Genomic DNA, 19,974 nt, shown 5'->3' with positions numbered 1-19,974 from the left:
CGCTGGCAAGCCGGTTCCTGGCGGGGCGAGTATGGCCAGGCACGGCTAGGCGCAGGGCTATGCGCGGAGCGCAGAATCTTTTGGCTTGAATATGAAACAAAGTAATATTTGCATATGCTTAAAATGTATTTCTCTTATTAAATAAGCGCCCCTAGGATGGCTTCACATAGACCCAAGTGACTGCATAAGTCGCCGATCTATAACCGAACGCACTATCCATCCGCAGCAGGGAGCGCTTGCATGCCACTGACCAGAAGACAATTGATCGCCCGTATTGCCGCTGTCGGCGGGGTCCAGGCGGCGAGTGCGGTCATGGGCCTGTTCGGCGCCAGCGCAACGGCCGAAGCGTTCGAGGAAAACTACGCGGCGCTGCCCACGGCGGCGCTGGGCAAGGGGGCCAGCGTGGTGGTGATCGGCGCCGGGATCGGTGGCCTGGTCAGCGCCTACGAGTTGAGCAAGGCCGGGTTCAAGGTGACCTTGCTGGAAGCCCGGGACCGGGTCGGCGGGCGCAACTGGACGGTGCGTGGTGGCGATCGGGTGGAGTACAGCGACGGCAGCACCCAGGTCGCGCAATTCGGGGAGGGGTTCTACCTCAATGCCGGGGCCGGCCGCCTGCCCAGCCACCATCAGTTGATGCTCGGCTACTGCCGCGAGCTGGGGGTGGAGCTGGAGGTGCTGGTCAATACCAGCCGCAACGCCCTGGTGCGTCCGGACCTTGACCAGCCAGCGTTGCAGATCCGCCAGGCGGTCAATGACAGCCGCGGGCATTTTTCCGAGCTGCTGGCCAAGGCCGTCAATCGCCATGCCCTGGATCAGGAGCTGACACCAGCCGATCGCAGCAACCTGCTGAGTTTCCTGAAAACCTGGGGTGATCTTTCCGACAAGCTCGAATACCTGGGTTCGGCCCGCTCCGGCTACAAGGTCTGGCCCGGCGCCGGCGACCAGCTGGCGCAGAAGAATGATCCGCTGCCGTTGCAGACCCTGCTCAACCCGGCGCTGACCACGGCGTTGATGATCGACGAATACCCGGAGTTCTCGCCCACCATGTTCCAGCCGGTGGGCGGCATGGACCGCATTCCCCAGGCCTTTGCCCGGCGCCTGAAAGGCCAGTTGCGGCTGCACAGCGAGGTGCGTTCCATCAGCAACCAGGCCGACAGCGCCGAAGTGGTCTACCTGGACCGGCGCACCGGCCGCACCCACAACCTCAAGGCCGACTACGTGATCAGCAGCCTGCCCCTGCCGCTGCTGGCCAAGGTGCAGAACAACTTCAGCGCCCCGGTGCGCCAGGCCATCGGCGCGGTGCAGTTTGGCTACGCCAACAAGGTGGCCTGGCAGTCGCGGCGCTTCTGGGAAAGCCAGTACCAGATCTACGGCGGGCTGTCGTTCATCAACCAGGAAGCCTCCGGGCTGTGGTACCCCAGCGGCGGTTTCAACCAGGCCGAAGGGGTGCTGGTGGCGGCCTACAACAACGGCGAAACCGCCCGACGGTTCGGGGAAAAAACCCTGGCCCAGCAGATCGAGATTTCCCGTCAGGCGGTGGAGCTGCTGCACCCCGGGCACAGCCGGGAACTGCGCAATCCGCTGGTGATTGCCTGGAGCAAGATCCCCTACAACTTCGGCCCCTGGATCAGCCATGAAGTGGCCGAGCCGGACTACGGCCTGCTCAACCAGCCCCAGGGCCGGGTCTACCTCACCAGCGACGGCCTGGCCCACAGCGGCGTGGGCATCTGGCAAGAAGCCGCCGCTGGCGCGGCACGTCGGGTGGTGCGGCAACTTTTCCAACGGGCGCAAGGCTCGTCGCTACAGCAAACGGCCTGAAAAAGCCGAGCATTCACACAACAGCGGTAACCCATGCCGGGTAGCGGACCTCCGAGGCTGGCACACACAACCTTGGGAGCGTCTTTGCATGTCTTTGAAAAACACCGTCGTAGGGCTGGGGCTGTTGTTCGCTGCCAGCAGCAGTTGGGCCGCGGGAATCCAGCGCGTGCCGTCCAGCTACCCCAATTCACCGATCCTGCAATCGGTGACCCTGCCCGCCAACAGCGAGGTGACCTACCTCTCCGGGCTGCTGCCGGACCCGGTGGACCCCAAGGCGTCCAAGGAGCAGATCCACGCCGAGGGCAACACCGAGGCCCAGGCCCGGGTGGTGCTGCGCAAGGTGGAGACGATCCTCGCCAGCCAGGGCCTGAGCCTGGGGGACGTGGTGCAACTGCGCATCTACCTGGTAGGGGACCCGGCCCTGGGCGGCAAGCTGGATTTCGACGGCCTGCAAGTGGCCTTCCGCGAGTTCTTCGGCACCCAGAAGCAGCCGCTCAAACCCGCCCGGACCACGGTGCAAGTGGCGGGGCTGGTGCTGCCCGGCGCCTTGATCGAAGTCGAAACCGTTGCCGCCCGAGCGCGCTGAGCCGCCTGTCAAAGGATCTGAAGTCATGAGTATTTCCTTGCATAAAATCCTCTTCGGCGCGGCCCCCCTGAGCCTTGGCCTGCTGGGCCTGGCGCTGCCCGCCGAACTGCTGGCGGCCGACGAAACCCTGGGCACGGTGGTGGTCACCGGGGTGCGCGGCAGCCAGCAACGCACGGTGACCGACAGCCCGGCGCCGATCGATGTGATCGACAGCGAGCAGTTGCGCAGCATCGGCCAGAACGGCCTGAAAGAAATGCTCGGGCGCTTGCTGCCGTCGTTCAACGTACCGACCATCAACGGCGGCGGCACGGCGTTCCTGGTGCGGGGGGTGAGCATGCGCGGCCTGGGCGGCGACCAGGTGCTGGTGCTGATCAATGGCAAGCGCCGGCACAATTCGGCGCTGATCAACAACGGCGCACGGGTCGGCAACGCCTCGGTGCCGGTGGACCTGGACCTGATTCCCACCGCCGCCATCGAGCGCATCGAAGTGCTGCGCGACGGCGCGGCGGCGCAGTACGGCTCCGACGCCATCGCCGGGGTGATCAACATCATCCTCAAGCGCAATGCCGAAGGCCTGACCTCCGACACCACCCTGGGCCAGTACTACGACGGCGACGGCACCACCGGCCACGAAGCCTTCAACTGGGGCAACAAACTGGGAGAGAACGGCGGCTTCATCAACCTGTCCTGGGACGCCAAACTGCAGGAACCCTACGAGCGCTCCAGTGCCGCCAGCGGCCAGCTGTACTTCAAGCAGGCCGACGGCTCGCCGGACCCCCGGGAAAGCAATCGCCAGGGCTGGGGCACCGAGTACGGCCTGGGCCGCGACCGCACCACCAGCCTGGCCTACAACGCCGAGCTGCCTCTGGAGGACGACCTCAAGCTGTACTCGTTCTCGACCCTGAGCTACCGCAACAGCAACAAGGACCTGGGGCACCGCAAGCCCACCGACATCACCAGCCTGGCGGGCATTCCCAATGCGCCTTACCCCAACGGCGGCCAGGCGCGGCGGGAAATCCACGAGACCGATTTCCAGGTCGCCGGTGGTGCCAAGGGCCTGCTCGGTGGCTGGGACTGGGACCTGTCGAGCACCTACGGCAAGGATCGCGGCGTGCTCGACACGGCCAACAACCTGAACATTTCCAATGGCCCCTACAGCCAGCACGACTTCCACCTGGGCAACCTGGTGTTCGACCAGTGGACCAACAACCTGGACTTCTCCCGGGCCCTGGACATCGGCTGGAGCAGCCCGCTGGAAACCTCCTTCGGCGTGGAATACCGCTGGGAGAAATATGCGCTGGAGGAGGGCGAGGCCAACTCCTACAACCAGGGCAGCTATGTCCCCAACACCGGGCCTTTCGCCGGTGTGGTGCCGGACCCGGGGTTGTTCTCGGTCAACGGCACGACCCCGGAAGATGCCTACAGCCTCAAGCGCCACAGTGAGGCGGCCTATATCGACCTGGGCCTGAACATCACCCCCAACTGGTACGTCGGCGCGGCGGCGCGCTACGAGAAGTACAACCTAGGGGTGGGCGACACCACCAGCGGCAAGCTCACCACCCGTTACGAGTTCCTCCCCGGGTACGCGGTGCGGGCCGCGGTGAGCAACGGTTTCCGTGCACCGTCCCTGGCCCAGAGCGTCTTTTCCACCACCAGCACGGTCACCGAATTCGGCGCCGGTGGCACCACCACCTCGGTGCGTACCAAGCAGATGCGCCCCAACTCGCCGGAAGCGGTGGCCCTGGGCGCCAGGGACCTGGAGCCGGAAACCTCGCGCAACTACAGCCTGGGGTTCACCGCCGAGCCCACCGATCGGCTGCGCCTGACGGCCGACTTCTACCTGATCGACATCGACAAGCGCATTCTCCAGACCGGCATCCTCAAGGGCCCGGCGGTGTCGCAGATCCTGGTGGAGAACGGCCTCTCGCCGAACCTCGCCGGGCAGTACTACACCAACGCTGCCGACACCCGGACCAAGGGCGTTGACCTGGTGGCGGACTACCGCCAGTCCTTCGGCGAGTACGGCACGGCGAAATGGAGCGTCGCCTACAACCACAACAAGACCACCATCCGCGACCTGGCGGACACCCCGGCGGCCCTGTCGCGCCTGGGGGCGGGGTATGTGCTGTTCGACCGCCAGCAGCAGATCGACCTGACTAAATCCACGCCCAAGGACAAGTGGATCCTCTCCGGCAACTACAAGGTCGGCGACTGGACCACCAACCTGCAGTTGACTCGCTTTGGCGAGTACACCGAAGGCTCGAACATCCCGAGCAACGATCGCACCTACAGCGCCAAGTGGATCACCGACCTGGACGTGGCCTACGACGTGACCCAGAACCTCACCGTGGCCGTGGGCGCCAACAACCTGTTCGACGTGTACCCGGACAAGATCGGCCTCAAGGCCTGGGCGGGAACCTATGAATACGGAATGTTCTCGCCCTATGGCCTGGGCGGCGGCTACTACTACAGCCGCGTCAGCCTGGCGTTCTGAACGATGATCAAGCAGGCGAACGAGCACCCTGTAGCCGCTGCCGCAGGCTGCGATCGGCTGCGCAGCAGACGGCGGCTGGCGATCCTGGCGCTGCTTCTGTTCGGCAGCCATGCCCTGGCGCAGCCGGCGCTGCGGGTGTCCAGCCAGAAGCAGTCGCTGAAGATCCTGCTGCAAGCCGCCGGTGAGTTGGAGCAGGTGCCGTACCCCATCGAGTTCGCCTCTTTCGCCGCCGCCGCGCCCACCGCCGAGGCCCTGGCCGCCGGGGCGGTGGATATCGGCAGCCTGGGGGATGCGCCGTTCGTGTTCGCTGCCGCCGCCGGGGCGCCGATCAAGACCGTGGGGGTGATCAAGCTCAAGGTCACGCCGACGGCGGTGGCGATGCTGGTCAAGGACGACTCGCCGCTACGGGGCGCCGCCGACCTCAAGGGCCGGCGCATCACCACCACGCGCGGCTCCATCGGCCATTTCCTGGCCCTGGCCGCCCTGCGTTCGGTGGGCCTGCACGGCGTGGATGCGCAGTTCATCTTTCTCCAGCCGGCCGAGTCCCGCAGTTTGCTGAGCAACGGCCAGGCCGATGCCTGGTCGACCTGGGACCCCTACACCAGCATGGTGCAGATGGAAGGTGGCACCCGGGTGCTGGTCAGTGGCGAGGGGCTGTTCGCCGGGCACATGCTGCTGGTGGCCAATGACCAGGCGATCCGTGACAAGCCGGCACAGATCGCCGATTTCCTCCGGCGCCTGGACCGTGCCTATGCCTGGGCCAACCAGCACCAGCGCGAGTTTTCAAAGATCCAGGCTGGCTACAGCGGCCTGCCGTTGGAGGTGCATGAACGCTCCAATCGCTACTCGCTGCCCCGGCGCATCGGCGTCGGCCCGGCCGTGGTCGAGGACGTGCAGCACACCGCCGATCTCTACCGCGAGGAGGGGATCATTCAGAAGTCTTTCGATGCGGCAGCTTACATGGATGCTCAATTCAATGAAGTTGAATGAGTGCGTGGCAGTTTTATTAATGAAGCTCGGGAGGTTATCAATAAATAAAGAGCAATAATGTCCTTCGCTTACTTTAACTATCAGCAAATTTAATAATCTTCTAACAGCGCCTTTAAAGTGCCTGTTGTGGCAGCTATTTGCCTGATTTTCGATACATTTTTAAGTTTGGATATTAGAGATAAAGGATATTTCACAAGGCCATCGCAACTGCCTAAGGTGGCCCTGAAACAAATTATTACGTTCTACCGATGTTGTACTTCGTCGCTACTTCCAGGGAATTAAGGGAGCTTGCATGTTCACAGTCACTACGGCCGACAAACTCGAAGCGCGGCATATCCTCGATGTTGTGGAAAAACGCTCTTACGGCGTTCAGCTCAAAGGTTTCTGCCCACCGGATACCTTGCAGGTGGCGCGGGATCATCTGTATCAGCAGGAACTGCGCAGTGCCTTCAGCCAGCAGCAGGAGTTCGTCCGGGTCGGCAAGGCTTATATCGAGATCCAGGATGAGCAGAGCCGGGCCGAATACCACGCCCTGGCCCTGCCCAACATTCGCAAGATCCGCAATCTGTTCCGGCCACTGGCCTCGCCCATCGACGAACTGCGCCTGCTGCTGGACGAAGTCTGGCCGCAGGGCGCGCACCTGTTGCAGGTGGACGGGCAGAAGTGTTTCGTCGGCATTGCCCGCTTCCAGGGTTCGGGGGTCGATCTCACGCCCCACACCGACAAGCTTGAACGCAATGCCCCCGAGGGCCACAGCCCGCAGTTGCTGACCCAGCTGTCCACCAACATCTACCTGGAAATCCCCGAGGATGGCGGCGAGCTGGAGATCTGGGGCATCGAGCCGGACGAGCAGGAGTACAACCGCCTCAAGGGCGAACGGGCCTACGGCATCGAACGCCACCTGCTGCCGCCGCCGGATTTCGTGGTCAAGCCCGAGCCCGGCGACCTGATCCTCCTCAACCCGCGGCTTATCCACGCCGTGCGCCCTTCGGCCAGCAGCACCCGGGTCACCCTCGGGGTCTTTATCGGTTACTACGGCGAACACCAGCCTTTGGCCTACTGGAGCTGAACTCATGAGCAAGGTGCAGGAAATCAACCTCAAGGCCTACTTCAACAAGGGCGGCGAGGAGCACGAATTCGACGGCAAGCGCGTGGTACTGGCGGTCAGCGTCGGCCAGGAATATCACGAGGACCAGAAGCTGCGGTCCACCATTCACTTGATCAACCAGTCCGGTTTCAGCCACGTCAAGGTGGTGGTGGCCGATACCCTGCAACGCCACAACAAGCACGGCAAGTCCCCCGGGGAGGCGCTGTCGGCGGCGATCCGCGATGGCGATGCCTGGCTGGCGCGCAACCAGAGCATCCTCGACGGCCTGCGGGTGCCGTACCACATCACCCGCTGGAACCAGGAACTGGCCAGCGACCGCTATGCCGAGCTGCGCCAGCAACTGAACCAGGTCTACCAGCAGCGCGAGGAACTGCGCGACGCCATCGACAGCACCATCGGCGTGTTCACCGAGCGCCTGCGCCTGCGTGACGAACACGCGGACATCGAGCGGGCGGCGGCCCAGTGCCGGGAGTACATCCTGGAAGAGATCCCGATCATCCTGCCGCTGTGGGCCGACGAGGGTTACCACTACGTGCTCTACCCGCAGCAGATGACCACGGCCATGGCCACCAGCCGCGAGTTGCTGATCGAACCCCACAGCCCGGACCGGGTGCGCTGGCTGCCCCTGAAGTTCAAGAAGCGGGGGATCCCGATTCCCTTCACCTTGCCCGGCGCCATTCACCCCAACTGGACCAGCGGCGCCATCGCCATCTGATCCGCCGCGATCAATGTAGGCGCTGGCTTGCCAGCGAAAGCGCCCTTGCCGGCGATGCCGGATTCAAGGGGCTGTTCGCCGGCAAGCGGGCTCCTACAGAGCGTTTTTTATGACTGACAAGGAGTTTCCATGGGCGTTTTTGCGCAACAGCAACGCAAATGGTGGGCATTGCTCGGTGTGAGCATCGCCAGTTTTCTCGGCTGTGTGGATTTCACCATCGTCAACACCGCGTTACCGGCCCTGCAGGCCGACCTCGGGGCCTCGGTGGACGCCCTGCAATGGGTGATCAACGGCTTCATCCTGGCCCTGTCGAGCTTCATGGTGCTGGTGGGGCGCCTGGCCGACCTGCACGGGCGCAAGCGGGTGCTGTTCATCGGCCTGACGGTGTTCGGCCTGGCCTCCCTGGCGGCCGGGCTGGCGGGGCAGATCGATACCCTGATCGGTGCGCGGGTGGCCCAGGGGCTGGCATGCGCGGTGCTCTATACCGCCTCGGGGGCGATTGTCTCCAGCACCTTCGAGACCGCCGAGCAGGGCCGGGCCTTCGGCGTGCTGTTCGGGGTCAATGGAGTGGGGCTGGCGGTCGGCCCGGTGTTGGGCGGGCTGATAACCAGCGCCTTCGGCTGGCAGTGGATCTTTCTCATCAACGTGCCCTTCGTACTGCTGAGCCTGGGCATTTGCAGCTTCAGCGTGAAGGAGTCGCGTTCGGCCGAGACCGGGGCGCGCCTGGATGGTTGGGGCGCGCTGCTGTTGCTGATCGGCCTGCCGAGCCTGGTGCTGGTGATCGTCCAGGGCGGCAGCTGGGGCTGGGGCTCACCCCTGACCCTGGCCCTGGTGGCGCTGGCGGTGCTGGCCCTGGGCGCATTCCTGGCGGTGGAGCGGCGGGTGGCCGCGCCGATCATCGACCTCAAGCTGTTCGCCAACCGGCGTTTCGTTGCCGGGGTGGCGGCCAGTTTCGGCCTGGCGCTGTTCTACTGCGTGGCGTTTTTCGTCATGCCGCTGTACCTGGCGCAGATCCGCGGCGAAACGGTGCAGGCCAGCGGCCTGCTGTTGCTGCCCACCACCCTGGGGGTGGCGCTGCTGTCACCGCTGGTGGGGCGCCTGGTGGATCGCAAGGGGCCGGCGCTGCTGATCAAGACCGGGCTGCTGCTGTTCGTGCTGTCGGCGCTGTTGCAGGCCGGTTTCGATGGCCAGACTTCGCTGCCTTATCTGCTGGGCGCCTTTGTCGTCATGGGCCTGGGGTGGGCCAGCATTCTCGGGCCGTCCACGGTGCTGGGGATTTCCTCGGTGCCCCAGGAAGTGGGTTCGGTGGCCATGGGCTCGCTGATGACCTTGCACAACGTCGGTGGCGGTGTCGGGCTGGCGGTGGGGGTGGGGCTGTTCCATCACTTTTCCGCCACGCCGCTGGACGATGCCCAGGGCGCCTTTCTCAATGGTTACCGCGCGGTGATGGGCTTTCTGGCGGTGGTCACGCTGCTGGTCTGGGCCTCGGTGAGCCTGCTCTTGCGCACGGCCCCGGCGCCGGTGCCGACGGCCGAGGAGGGCACCAGCCGTGGCTGAGCGCGGCGGGCAGATGGGGCTGGGGGCTTTTCTCTCCGGCTCCGGCGCCCATGGCGGCAGTTGGCGCCATCCCCAGGCGGATGCCGACGCCTCGTTGAATTTCCAGCGCTACCGGCACTACGCGCAAACCCTGGAGCGGGGCTGTTTCGACGCCCTGTTTCTCAACGACAACGTGGCGGTGGGGGACCTGGACCCGCGGGTACTGGCCCGCAGTTCCTACAGCCTGCGCTGGGACCCGCTGACCCTGCTGCCGGCCCTGGCGGTGGTGACCCGGCATATCGGCCTGATCGCCACCGCCAGCACCTCCTACAACGAGCCCTACAACCTGGCGCGCAAGTTCGCCTCCCTGGACCACTTGAGTGAGGGCCGGGCTGGCTGGAACCTGGTAACCGGGCTGGTCGGCGGCGAGAACTTCAACCACCCCGAACCCCTGAGCCACGCCGAGCGGTACGCCCGGGCCGAGGAGTTCTTCAGTGTGGCCAGCGGGCTGTGGGACAGCTGGGCCGACGACGCCTTTCCCCGGGACAAGGCCAGCGGCCAGTGGCTGCGCCCGGAGCGCATGCACCTGTTGCAGCACCGGGGGCGGCACTTCCAGGTACAGGGGCCGTTGAATGCACCGCGGCCATTGCAGGGCTGGCCGGTGATCGCCCAGGCCGGGTCGTCCGGGCCGGGCTGTGAGCTGGCGGCGCGCTGCGCCGAGCTGGTGTTCACCGCCCAGACCGACCTGCAGCAGGCCAAGGCTTTCTATCGCGAACTCAAGGAACGGCTTCCCGCTTACGGGCGTCATGCCGGGCAGTTGAAAATCTTCCCCGGCATCGCCCCCACGGTGGGCCGCACCCTCAACGAAGCCGAGGAGAAGTACCAGCAATTGCAGGAATTGCAGGACCCCCAAGCACAGCTCAAGGCCCTGTCCTACCTGTTGGACCTGGGTATCGACCTGTCGCATCTGCCCCTGCATGCGCAGGTGCCGTTGCTGGACGCCGCCCCCACCGAGCGGCATAAAAGCCGCCGGCACCTGGTGCAGGAACTGATCCGCCGGGAGCGGCCGAGCCTGGCGCAACTGCTGCGCAGCCTGTCGGCCAGCGGGCACAAGGTACTGGTGGGCACGCCGGGGCAGATCGTCGATGAGCTGGCTACCTGGTACCAGGAATACGCCGCCGACGGTTTCAATGTGCTGTTCACCCATCTGCCGGGGGCCATCGACGATTTCGTGCAACTGATCACCCCCGAGCTGCAGCGCCGGGGTCTGTTTCGCCAGCGCTACACCGGCCGCAGCCTGCGCGAACACCTGGGGCTGTCGCGGGTGGAAAACCGTTTCTTCAGCCACCGGGGCAATGGCTGAATGGCTGAAAGAGTCTTTACTCTCAAGGCGCAACGCCCATCGATCACCCTAGGAGCTACAGCATGTCCGGATGGTATGAGTTGAAGAAAAGCAGCAACGGCCAGTTTCGCTTCGTGCTCAAGGCGGCCAATGCCGAGGTCATTCTCAGCAGCGAGCAGTACACCACACGCGCCGCAGCCGAGAACGGCATCGCCTCGGTGCAGGCCAACAGTCCCCTGGAAGAGCGCTACGAGCGCAAGAGCGCCAAGGATGGCAAACCCTATTTCAACCTCAAGGCGGCCAACCACCAGATCATCGGCAACAGTGAAACCTATTCCTCGGAAGCGGCCCGGGAAAAGGGCATCGCCAGCGTCAAGGCCAACGGCCCCAGCCACAACATCAAGGACCTGACGTCCGTTTAGGCCCGGCTTCACTCACCCTCGACAGCACCAGGCCCGAACCCAAGCAGCGTTCGGGCTTTGTGCTGTCAGCGGGTTTTCACAAGCACCTGGCATTTGCCTGGAGGCCGGGCGAGGGCAGCGTATTGTGATCTGGCAGGCCGCCAGCCAATTGGCGACTGGATTATGGCGCAATGCCATCATTTGTTTTATCCTCCGCGCCCGTCACCGGGCGCTCGGCAGGCTTGGCACTCTGGTTGACGTTATCAATCATTGTCCAAGGGATCTGCGACCTCATGATTCGCCCTCTCGTATTACTCGCCGCGCTGCTGGCGTTGAGCGGTTGCTACAGCCTGTCGTCCACGAAAGTTGCCGAGAGCATGCGCCCCGACTCGCAGTCGGGGGTGGCCTATGTGGTGGGGGTGGTCGGCATCTGGCCGAAGGCGGTGCACACCGCCAACGAACAAATGCTGCTGATTCGCCCGCGCGGCGGTGACGGGTTCGCCTCGGCGCGCTTGTACAACCAGATCTACGGCCGCACGCCACGGGATGTGCGCGAGACCTGGCACGGCATCGGCAGCCTGTTCGTGATGCCGCTCAAACCCGGGCGCTACGAGATCTACAACCTGCACTTCGACCGCGGTAACGCCACCGCCTGGAGCCGCGAAGATTTCTCCATCCCCTTGGAACTGGAAGCCGGCAAGGCTTATTACCTGGGTGATTTTCGCGCCGGCTGCCTGTCGGCGTCGGGGGCCAAGTGCGTGTTTCTGCACAGCGACCACCTGGAGCGCGACGCCGCCCTGGTGCGCGCCAAATACCCGCAGGTGCCGAACCTGCAACGGGTCGATCTGGAGAAAATGGAGGAGGTCACGTCGTTGATCGTCAGGGAGCAGGGGCCCAAGTCGTCGATGCTCAAGGCCATGCTGTCGGGGGATCTGTAATGCGTAGTCAATTGTGGTTTTTGATGGTGCTGATGCTGGGGCTTGGCGGTTGCCAGACCAGCCACAGTCTCAAGCGGGCCGAGGTGGATTATCAGCAGCGGCTACCGGCGATCAGCGTCAGTGTGATGGGGGCCATCCCTGCCGGCCTGATCCGTGACGAACTGCGTCGTCGCGGCACCTTCGAGCAGGTGCAGCCGGGGTTCAGTGCCGATGGCTACAACGTGATCGTGATGGCCAACAGTGATTACTTCGGCTGGCAGAACATTCCCATGGGGCTGCTCAGTGCCATGACCTTGTTTATCGTGCCGGGCCGGACCACTTGGGATAGCCAGGTGATGTTCCATGTCAGCCGCGGTGACCAGGAGGTGGCCAAGTATCGGGTCAGTAATCAGACCCGCTCCTGGCGTGGTTGGGCCAACACTGATGGCGGCCAATACCAGCATGTGCGGCGCATCACCGACGACTTCATTGCGCAGATGCTGCAGGACCCGCAGTTCAAGGCCCAGGCCCCGGTGGCGCTGGACAGTCACTGAGCCACGCTTGGACGCGGCACATGCCAAAGCCCGGACGGTGTCAGCCGTCCGGGCTTTTTTTCAGGAAATCAACCCAGGCTCTGCAGCAGCGTCTGCAACTGTTGGCGAGCGCCCTCGTTCAGCGCGAATACCGGCTTGCGCGGCTCCCCGGTGGGCAGCCCGGTGAGTTCCAGCCCGGCCTTGACCGTGGCCGGCAAACCGCCCTTGAGGATGAAGTCCAGCAGCGGCAACTGGCGGTAGAACAGCGCCCGGGCGCGGGCCAGGTCGTTGCTCAGCACGGCCTGATAGAGGTCGAGATTGAGCTGCGGGATCAGGTTCGCCGCCGCTGTGCACCAGCCACTGGCACCGGCAGCGAAAGCTTCCAGGGCCAGCGGGTTGCAGCCGTTGTAGAACGGCACTTGGCCTTCGCCCAGCAGTTGCAGCTTGTGCATGCGCTGGATGTCGCCGGTGCTTTCCTTGACCAGGGTGACGTTTTCCACGGCGTGGAAGATCTTCAGGATCAGTTCCACCGACATGTCGGTGCCGCTGGTGGCCGGGTTGTTGTAGAGCATGATCGGCACGCCGATGCTGGCGCCGATGGCCTGGTAGTGAGCGAGGATCTCGGCTTCGCTGAGCTTCCAGTAGGAGGCGGGCAGCACCATCACCACGTCGGCGCCCTTGGCTTCGGCAAAACGCGCGCGGCGGATGGCCTTGGCGGTGGTCAGGTCGGAGACGCTGACGATGGTCGGCACGCGCTTGGCCACGTGGCGGATGCTGAACTCGCTGACCTGGTCCCATTCGGCGTCGCTCAGGTAGGCGCCTTCGCCGGTGCTGCCCAGGGGGGCGATGGCGTGGACGCCCGCGTCGATCATGCGGTCGATGGAACGCCCGAGGGCGTCCAGGTCCAGGCCTTCGCCGTTGGGGCCGAAGGGGGTGACGGTGTAGCCGATGATGCCGTGGATCTGGGTAGTAGGCATGGTGCAACTCCTGCAAGGCATAAGGGGTGGATCAGTTCAGGCAGTCGGCGTGTTTTTTCAGGTTTTGCCGAGCGTAGTAGTTGAAGGCGGCGCTGTGGCGCTTGGGCTTGGAAATCCAGTCGTGGGCTTCGCGGCCCAGCTCCGGGAGGATCGGCTTGATGGTGCCGGCGGCCATGGCCAGCAGTTGCAGCTTGGCCGCACGCTCGATCAGTTGAGCGATCACGCAGGCTTCCTCGATGCTCGCGCCGGTGGACAGCTGGCCGTGGTGGGAAAGCAGGATCGCGCGCTTGTCGCCCAGGGCGGCGGAGATGATTTCGCCTTCTTCGTTGCCCACCGGCACCCCTGGCCAGGCTTCGAGAAAGGCGCAGTCCTCGTACAGTGGGCAGAGGTCCATGTGCGACACCGCAAGCGGCACTTCGATCATCGACAGCGCGGCGACGTGGGTCGGGTGGGTGTGGATGATGCAGTTCACGTCCGGCCGGGCGCGGTACACCCAGCTGTGGAAGCGGTTGGCCGGGTTGGGCATGCCGTGGCCTTCGAGGACCTCCAGGTCTTCGTTGACCAGCAGCAGGTTGCTGGCGCTGATTTCATCGAAGCCCAGGCCCAGTTGCTGGGTGTAGTAGGTGCCGGGTTGCGGGCCGCGGGCGGTGATCTGCCCGGCGAGGCCCGAGTCGTGGCCGTTCTCGAACAGAATGCGGCAGGTCAGGGCCAGCTTTTGTCGGTCGGTCCACGTATTATCCGCCAGGGTATTTTGCATCTGGGTCAGGGCTTGCTTGACCAGTTGGTCTTTGGGCAATGCTAATGTCTTGGCCATGTCGAAGGTCCTTTGAGAAGTGCAATGGACGTCGGATCTGCGCTTCACCTGCTGCTTGCGACGGCGCTGGGTGAATCGCGGTGACACTTAAGAGGCTATATGACACTTTGTGTCATTGGCAAGCGCCAATCGTTGTTTTCTAGATGGATTAACCGCTCTACATGTCTATCCGTTTGAAATTACTGAGAAAAAAACTGGGCGTGACCCTGGAAGCCCTGGCCGAGAAATCCGGGATGACCAAGAGCTATCTGTCGAAAGTCGAGCGCGGGCTGAACACGCCGTCGATCGCTGCCGCGTTGAAGCTGGCCAAGGCGCTGAACGTCAAGGTCGAGGAACTGTTCGCCGAGGACAGCATCAGCCTCGACAGCTACAGCCTGGTGCGCAGCGACCAGCGCCAGTCACTGGCGGCCAATGGGCAGGTCCCGGGTTATGCGGTGCTGGCCCATCAGGTCAGTGAACGCAATCTGCTGCCGTTCATCATCTATCCGGCCAAAGAGTTCAGTGACAAGACCTTCAAGGAACACCTGGGGGAGGAGTTCCTGTTTGTCCATGAAGGCCAGGTGGAAGTGGACTTCATGAACGAACGGGTGATTCTCAACCGTGGCGATGCACTGCACTTCAATGCGCAGAAACCCCACCGCATCCGTTCCGTGGGGGACGAGCAGGCGCAGTTGCTGGTGGTGGTGCACAGCAGCGAGGACTGAAGGCGTTCAGCGCCGCCAGGAGCCGGCTGGTTGGCGAATAGGCACCAAGACATGCATCGCCCCGGCGGACGTCTTCGCTGGCAAGCCAGCTCCTACAGGGCGGGAGTGCTCAGCGCTCCACGGGCACCGACAGGGCCGGGTTGCCCAGGGCGTGGGTCTTGGAGTCGAAGAAACGCAGACTCAGGTCCAGGCCTTCGAACAGCTTGGCGTAGTGGCGTTTCTGGTGCTGGATGAACGCCGCGCTGCGCGGGTAGATGGAGATCGCCAGGGTCTGGGTCGCCGACTGGCGGATCGCCTGGACCAGGTGGCTGTCCTGGGGCCCCAGGTTGTGGCCGAAGATGCACAGCGCGCCGCTGTGATCCAGCAACTGCTGGTAGCAGAGCGACAGGTAATCCGAGCTGCGGATGGTCTTGAGCTTGTCCGCCAGCGGCCCCTCGCTGACGAACAGCGGCACGTCGTCCAGGGTCTTGAGGGTGTTGTTGATGGCGAAGCTGCCCAGCAGGGTGCCTTCGGTGGAGGTCAGCTTGCGCGCGCTGCCGTCCAGGTTGCGCACCAGGTGCAGGCCGCCATGCAGGTAGAGGATGCGGGTCGGGGCGCTAGGGGCGCTGCCCAGTTCGAAGGCCGGATCGGCACCGTGGAACAGGTCGTCGATGCCTTGGCTGTCCTGTTGCACGGCCCAGTAGTTGAGCAGGTCATAGTTGCTGGTGAACACCGTGGGATAGCGCCGCAGTTCCTGGTTGATCGCCGCCAGGCTCTGCTCCTGGACCAGGCGCCAGGGAATGTGCACCGCGTGCACGGTGTTGATCAGCGCTTCCTTGATGGCGTAGTAGCGATTGCGCGGCGCCGCCGAGCTGACTGCCAGGGCCTTGTTGACTCGGCTGGTGGTTTTCAGGGCGCCCAGTACCTGCTCGAAACTGCGGGTCTGCAGGGCCTCGAATACGCTGAGCTCGGACTGGCTGAGGGGTTTTTCTTCCACTGTGCGAGCGTTTTCGAACAGTGAGTCGTAGGCAAAGTCTTCCCACACGGCACGGCTGGCGCCGTTGCCGATCAGCAGGCCACTGAACGGTGTGCTGGCACCCAGGGCGTTCCAGTCTTCAAGTTCGGCATCAAATTCCTGGAAATCCATCATCGCGGTCATCGGTCTCAAGGCTGGAGGTATTTCGGCTGGCGACTTTATCACGACCGACCCTTGAGCCAGATCAACAACGCCGGTGACCGATCGGTCGATCCTGTTTGGCAAACATTGCATCGACACCGTGAAATCGGCATTCGCCGGGAGACCTTCTGATGAGCAGCACCTTTTTCATTCCAGCCGTGAACATCATGGGCATCGGCTGTCTCGACGAGGCCATGAGCGCCATCCGCAACTATGGATTTCGCAAGGCGCTGATCGTCACTGACACGGGCCTGGCCAAGGCTGGCGTGGCCAGCATGGTGGCCGAGAAGCTGGCCATGCAGGACATCGATTCGGTGATCTTCGACGGTGCCAAGCCCAACCCGAGCATTGCCAACGTCGAGCAGGGCCTGGCGCAATTGCAGCAGGCACAGTGCGATTTCGTCATCTCCCTGGGCGGCGGATCGCCCCATGACTGCGCCAAGGGCATTGCCCTGTGTGCCACCAATGGCGGGCAGATCCGCGATTACGAAGGCGTCGACCAGTCGGCCAAGCCGCAACTGCCCTTGATCGCCATCAACACCACCGCCGGCACTGCCAGCGAAATGACCCGTTTCTGCATCATCACCGACGAATCGCGCCACGTGAAAATGGCCATCGTCGACCGCAACGTCACGCCGTTGCTGTCGGTGAACGATCCGGCACTGATGGTGGCGATGCCCAAGGGCCTGACCGCCGCCACCGGCATGGATGCCCTGACCCACGCGGTGGAAGCCTATGTGTCCACCGCCGCCAACCCCATCACCGACGCCTGCGCCCTGAAGGCCGTGGAAATGATCAGCGCCAACCTGCGCCAGGCGGTGCACGACGGCAACGATCTGCTGGCACGGGAGAACATGGCCTATGCGCAGTTCCTCGCCGGCATGGCATTCAACAATGCGTCCCTGGGTTTCGTGCACGCCATGGCCCACCAGCTGGGCGGCTTCTACGATCTGCCCCATGGCGTGTGCAACGCGGTGCTGTTGCCCCATGTGCAGAGCTTCAACGCCACGGTATGCGCCCAGCGCCTGACCGATGTGGCCCACGCGCTGGGCGCGGACATTCGCGGTTTCAGCCCGGAAGAGGGCGCCCAGGCGGCCATCGCGGCGATCCGCACCCTGGCCCGTGATGTGGAGATTCCCGCCGGTTTGCGCGAGTTGGGCGCCAAGTTGCAGGACATTCCGCTATTGGCGGCCAATGCCCTCAAGGACGCCTGCGGCCTGACCAACCCGCGTCCGGCGGATCAGCGGCAGATCGAGGAGATTTTCCGCAACGCGTTCTGAGGGACGGGACCCTTCGCTGGCAAGCCAGCGAAGGGTTCATCCGCACGCCCGGCACCACAGACTCCCGAGCAACTGCTCCCGGCGTTGAAAGCGCCCGCGCCGCGGAGGATAGTGCGACCTGAAATGGCGCTCTATCCGCCTGTCACAAGGAGTCGTGAATGATCCGTTGCTCTTCCCTGGCCCCGCTTCTGGGCAGCCTGGCCCTGCTGGCCGGTGCCACATCCGCCGCCGCCCAGTGCCTGCCGCCGCCACGCAATGCCGAAGTCCCGGGCTTTTCCCTGTGCAAGGACTGGCCGGCCTTTGCCGACCAGAGCATCAGCCTGCTGTCCGAGCAGGTTCCGGACCCCAGCGACACCGGCACCGATGACGGCACCTACAACCTGCAACTGGCAGTGCTGGACCGCAGCAGCGGACAGGCCCTGGCCAGCTATGAGCAGCCTGCCGCCTTTGTCTCCGACGCCTTTCGCCTGGAGAGCGTGAAGCTCGATACCGGGCGCTTCCAACTGACGCCTCAGGTTCGAGCGTTCGGGGTCCGGGCCGCGTTCGAGGGCTCGTCCCGGGTCAACCCCTTCAATCAGACCTGGCTCAGCCTCTACGTGCGCGAGGGCAGTACCCTGCGCCCGGTGCTGGAGAAGTTCGTGGCCCATTCCTACAACGGCGAATGGGATGGCCAGTGCGCCGGCGAGGGCACTAAAACCACGCGCACCCTGGATATCGCCAAGACCCGCAGCCACGGTTACGCCGACCTGATCGTGCGTTCGGTCAGCGTCAGTACCCAGAGCAAAAAAGTCGGGGAAGAATGCCAGTCCACCTCCGTGGCTGCCAAACCGGTGGTCAGCACCCTGCACTACGATGGCCAACGCTACGTCCTGCCCAATGGCTTCAGTGGCATCTGATACCGGCGAGCGATAAGGAAGCTTGATGAACCTGCTTGAACAATCGACCCGCGGGCTGGTGCTGTGCGCGTTGCTGGGCGTGGCGACGATGGCGCTGGCCGAGTGCGACAACAGCCCCAATTCCCCGGGAGAGCTCCATGTCTGCAAACCCTGGCCGGCGGAAGACGGCATCAACATCGGGGTTCGAGCAACGCCGATGCAAGGGGCCGAAAACGCCAAGGCACCTCGCTACAACCTGGATGTGGCGCTGCTGCTCGACGACAGCGGCTGGGCCGTGGCCAGCTACAACAAGGACCTGGCCCGGCGTTCCGATGGCTTGGCCTTGCAGGGGTTGCAGATCGATACCGGGCGTTACCAGTTGAGCGAGGAGGAGCGGGCCTTTGGCCTGCGGGCCACCTACCGCCGTACCTCAAGCACCCACCCCCATGAGAAAACCGTGCTGACCCTGTTCGTGCGTGATGGCAAGGGCCTTCCGCCGAGGCTCGAAGGGCTGGTGGTGGATGAGCGCCGCGCTGAGCTCGGCCGGGGCGGTGAGTGTGTCGGGCGCAGCCGGACCCTGCACCGGACCCTGGAACTGGGCAACGGCCAGCGCAACGGCCATGCCGACCTGCTGGTGCGTACGCGAATCGTCGACACCGAGCATTTCAAGGGACCGGCCGGTTGCGAGAGCCGCGACCTGGCGCCCAGGGACAGCCGTGTCACCTTGCACTACGACGGCCAGCGCTACCCCTTGGCGAAAACCTTGACCGGAGCGTGAATCATGCTCAAGGGGCTCAACCACCTGAGCCTGGCCGTCAGCGATCTGGCCTCGCGATTGCTGGCCTGGCGCGATCATCCTTACCCGGGAATGCGCTTTTACTCCGCCGATTGAGAGACCGTTCCACAGTGGCAGCTGACGAAAGCGGCTGGTGGCAAGGTGCCTTGTTCGTGCAGAATCCGCCACATTCCCCCTGTGCCTGGCGTTTTTGTCAGGCGCATCGTCCTGGAGTCTTGCTGATGACCTCATCGCTGTTGCTGGCTGTTATCGCCTCGGGTTTCATTTATGCGATCACCCCCGGGCCCGGAGTGCTGGCGGTGTTCGGCATCGGCGCGTCCCGCGGGCGGCAGGCGGGGGCCGGTTTTCTCTGCGGGCACATGCTGGGCGACGTGGTCTGGTGCAGCACGGCGCTGATCGCCATTGTCGGGGCCCGGGAGATCGGCAGCGATGCGTTCAATATCCTCGGCGTGCTCAGCGGCCTGTACCTGTTCTGGCTCGGCCTGCGGGCCATCCGCAGTAAACCGCGCGATGGCGACGAACCCCAGGGCCCGGCGCGCAACCCGTTCTGGCACGGGATCCTGTTCGGCCTGACCAATCCCAAGGCTTATCCGGTGGCGGTGGCAACCTTCACCGCGCTGCTCTCCAGCCGCGCGGAGCTGTTGACCTGGTCGATGCTGCCGGGGCTGATTGCCCTGAGTTTCCTTGGCGGCCTTGGCGCATACGCTATCCTCATCGGCATCGTCGGCGCGCGTAAGGTACGCAATTGGTACCAGCGCCACGAGCTGGCGATCACCCGGGTCTGCGGGGTGATGTTCATCGGTTTCGCGATCAATGCCCTGCTGCACGCAGTGCCAGGGTTGGTCGGCAACAAGGCGTGACGCGCCGCGCGGGTTGCGACGGTGTGCAGTTGCAGGCTTCGGCCTGCGACCGGGCTCAAGGGATGGGTACTC

At 64.2% G+C, this 19,974-nt stretch carries 19 protein-coding genes; 16 read left to right on the top strand and 3 right to left on the bottom strand.

Annotation, left to right across the window (positions count from 1 at the left end; genetic code table 11):
• Nucleotides 1-240: 240 nt before the first annotated feature.
• The 11 genes from BLS75_RS13690 (at nucleotide 241) to BLS75_RS13640 (ending at nucleotide 12,461) form a co-directional block, all read left to right on the top strand.
• A complete protein-coding gene (locus BLS75_RS13690) occupies nucleotides 241-1,818 on the top strand; it encodes a flavin monoamine oxidase family protein (protein ID WP_072451080.1) in 1,578 nt (525 codons plus the stop codon).
• Nucleotides 1,819-1,906: 88 nt separating this feature from the next.
• Entirely contained in the window at nucleotides 1,907-2,404 is a 498-nt protein-coding gene (locus BLS75_RS13685; protein ID WP_072451079.1) for a RidA family protein, read from the top strand.
• A 25-nt stretch (nucleotides 2,405-2,429) separates the two neighbouring features.
• Complete coding sequence (locus tag BLS75_RS13680; protein WP_072451078.1) at nucleotides 2,430-4,898, top strand: TonB-dependent receptor plug domain-containing protein; 2,469 nt, start codon at nucleotides 2,430-2,432, stop codon at nucleotides 4,896-4,898.
• A gap of 3 nt (nucleotides 4,899-4,901) precedes the next feature.
• Entirely contained in the window at nucleotides 4,902-5,888 is a 987-nt protein-coding gene (locus BLS75_RS13675; RefSeq protein ID WP_239690666.1) for an aliphatic sulfonate ABC transporter substrate-binding protein, read from the top strand.
• Nucleotides 5,889-6,180: 292 nt separating this feature from the next.
• Nucleotides 6,181-6,957 carry a 2OG-Fe(II) oxygenase gene (locus BLS75_RS13670; RefSeq protein ID WP_011059730.1) on the top strand — a complete coding sequence of 259 codons (777 nt, stop codon included), beginning with the start codon at nucleotides 6,181-6,183 and terminating at the stop codon, nucleotides 6,955-6,957.
• Nucleotides 6,958-6,961: 4 nt separating this feature from the next.
• Nucleotides 6,962-7,711, top strand: a complete 750-nt coding sequence (locus BLS75_RS13665) for a tRNA-dependent cyclodipeptide synthase (protein WP_011059731.1) — start codon at nucleotides 6,962-6,964, stop codon at nucleotides 7,709-7,711.
• Between the two features lie 129 nt (nucleotides 7,712-7,840).
• Entirely contained in the window at nucleotides 7,841-9,268 is a 1,428-nt protein-coding gene (locus tag BLS75_RS13660) for an MFS transporter (protein WP_072451077.1), read from the top strand.
• Nucleotides 9,269-9,281: 13 nt separating this feature from the next.
• On the top strand, nucleotides 9,282-10,610 hold the full coding sequence (locus BLS75_RS13655) for an LLM class flavin-dependent oxidoreductase (RefSeq protein WP_072451354.1): 1,329 nt from the start codon (nucleotides 9,282-9,284) through the stop codon (nucleotides 10,608-10,610).
• A gap of 62 nt (nucleotides 10,611-10,672) precedes the next feature.
• Entirely contained in the window at nucleotides 10,673-11,011 is a 339-nt protein-coding gene (locus BLS75_RS13650; protein WP_011059734.1) for a YegP family protein, read from the top strand.
• A 272-nt stretch (nucleotides 11,012-11,283) separates the two neighbouring features.
• Nucleotides 11,284-11,928, top strand: coding sequence for a hypothetical protein (locus BLS75_RS13645; protein WP_011059735.1), 645 nt, complete (start codon nucleotides 11,284-11,286; stop codon nucleotides 11,926-11,928).
• Nucleotides 11,928-12,461 (top strand): hypothetical protein, encoded by a 534-nt coding sequence (locus tag BLS75_RS13640; protein WP_072451076.1) that lies wholly within the window; start codon nucleotides 11,928-11,930, stop codon nucleotides 12,459-12,461. The genes BLS75_RS13645 and BLS75_RS13640 overlap by 1 nt, the downstream gene beginning before the upstream one ends.
• Nucleotides 12,462-12,529: 68 nt before the next feature.
• On the opposite strand, the gene BLS75_RS13635 is transcribed toward BLS75_RS13640, so the two are convergent.
• Nucleotides 12,530-13,417 (bottom strand): dihydrodipicolinate synthase family protein, encoded by an 888-nt coding sequence (locus BLS75_RS13635; protein ID WP_072451075.1) that lies wholly within the window; start codon nucleotides 13,415-13,417, stop codon nucleotides 12,530-12,532.
• Nucleotides 13,418-13,448: 31 nt separating this feature from the next.
• Nucleotides 13,449-14,231, bottom strand: a complete 783-nt coding sequence (locus BLS75_RS13630; RefSeq protein ID WP_011059738.1) for an aldolase — start codon at nucleotides 14,229-14,231, stop codon at nucleotides 13,449-13,451.
• Nucleotides 14,232-14,392: 161 nt separating this feature from the next.
• Here BLS75_RS13630 and BLS75_RS13625 point away from each other — a divergent pair, with 161 nt between their 5' ends.
• The gene (locus BLS75_RS13625) at nucleotides 14,393-14,935 is read left to right on the top strand and encodes a helix-turn-helix domain-containing protein (RefSeq protein WP_072451074.1); all 543 of its coding nucleotides are present in this window, start codon (nucleotides 14,393-14,395) and stop codon (nucleotides 14,933-14,935) included.
• 109 nt (nucleotides 14,936-15,044) lie between these two features.
• Here the strand turns inward: BLS75_RS13625 and BLS75_RS13620 are convergent, their stop codons facing one another.
• The gene (locus BLS75_RS13620) at nucleotides 15,045-16,064 is read right to left on the bottom strand and encodes a DUF4917 family protein (RefSeq protein ID WP_072451353.1); all 1,020 of its coding nucleotides are present in this window, start codon (nucleotides 16,062-16,064) and stop codon (nucleotides 15,045-15,047) included.
• Between the two features lie 158 nt (nucleotides 16,065-16,222).
• Here BLS75_RS13620 and yiaY point away from each other — a divergent pair, with 158 nt between their 5' ends.
• The 4 genes from yiaY to BLS75_RS13600 all read left to right on the top strand — a co-directional run bounded on the left by yiaY (nucleotide 16,223) and on the right by BLS75_RS13600 (nucleotide 19,902).
• Complete coding sequence (gene yiaY / locus BLS75_RS13615) at nucleotides 16,223-17,371, top strand: L-threonine dehydrogenase (protein ID WP_011059741.1); 1,149 nt, start codon at nucleotides 16,223-16,225, stop codon at nucleotides 17,369-17,371.
• A gap of 158 nt (nucleotides 17,372-17,529) precedes the next feature.
• Nucleotides 17,530-18,267: a PA3715 family protein gene (locus tag BLS75_RS13610; RefSeq protein ID WP_053149500.1), complete on the top strand. Its 738-nt coding sequence runs from the start codon at nucleotides 17,530-17,532 to the stop codon at nucleotides 18,265-18,267.
• 25 nt (nucleotides 18,268-18,292) lie between these two features.
• Nucleotides 18,293-19,024: a PA3715 family protein gene (locus BLS75_RS13605; protein ID WP_072451073.1), complete on the top strand. Its 732-nt coding sequence runs from the start codon at nucleotides 18,293-18,295 to the stop codon at nucleotides 19,022-19,024.
• 239 nt (nucleotides 19,025-19,263) lie between these two features.
• On the top strand, nucleotides 19,264-19,902 hold the full coding sequence (locus BLS75_RS13600; RefSeq protein ID WP_072451072.1) for a LysE family translocator: 639 nt from the start codon (nucleotides 19,264-19,266) through the stop codon (nucleotides 19,900-19,902).
• The last annotated feature ends 72 nt before the right edge of the window (nucleotides 19,903-19,974 follow it).

The organism is Pseudomonas sp. NFPP12 (assembly GCF_900103205.1).
Taxonomy (GTDB): Bacteria; Pseudomonadota; Gammaproteobacteria; order Pseudomonadales; family Pseudomonadaceae; genus Aquipseudomonas; species Aquipseudomonas protegens.
This window is presented reverse-complemented; position numbering and strand designations above follow the sequence as displayed.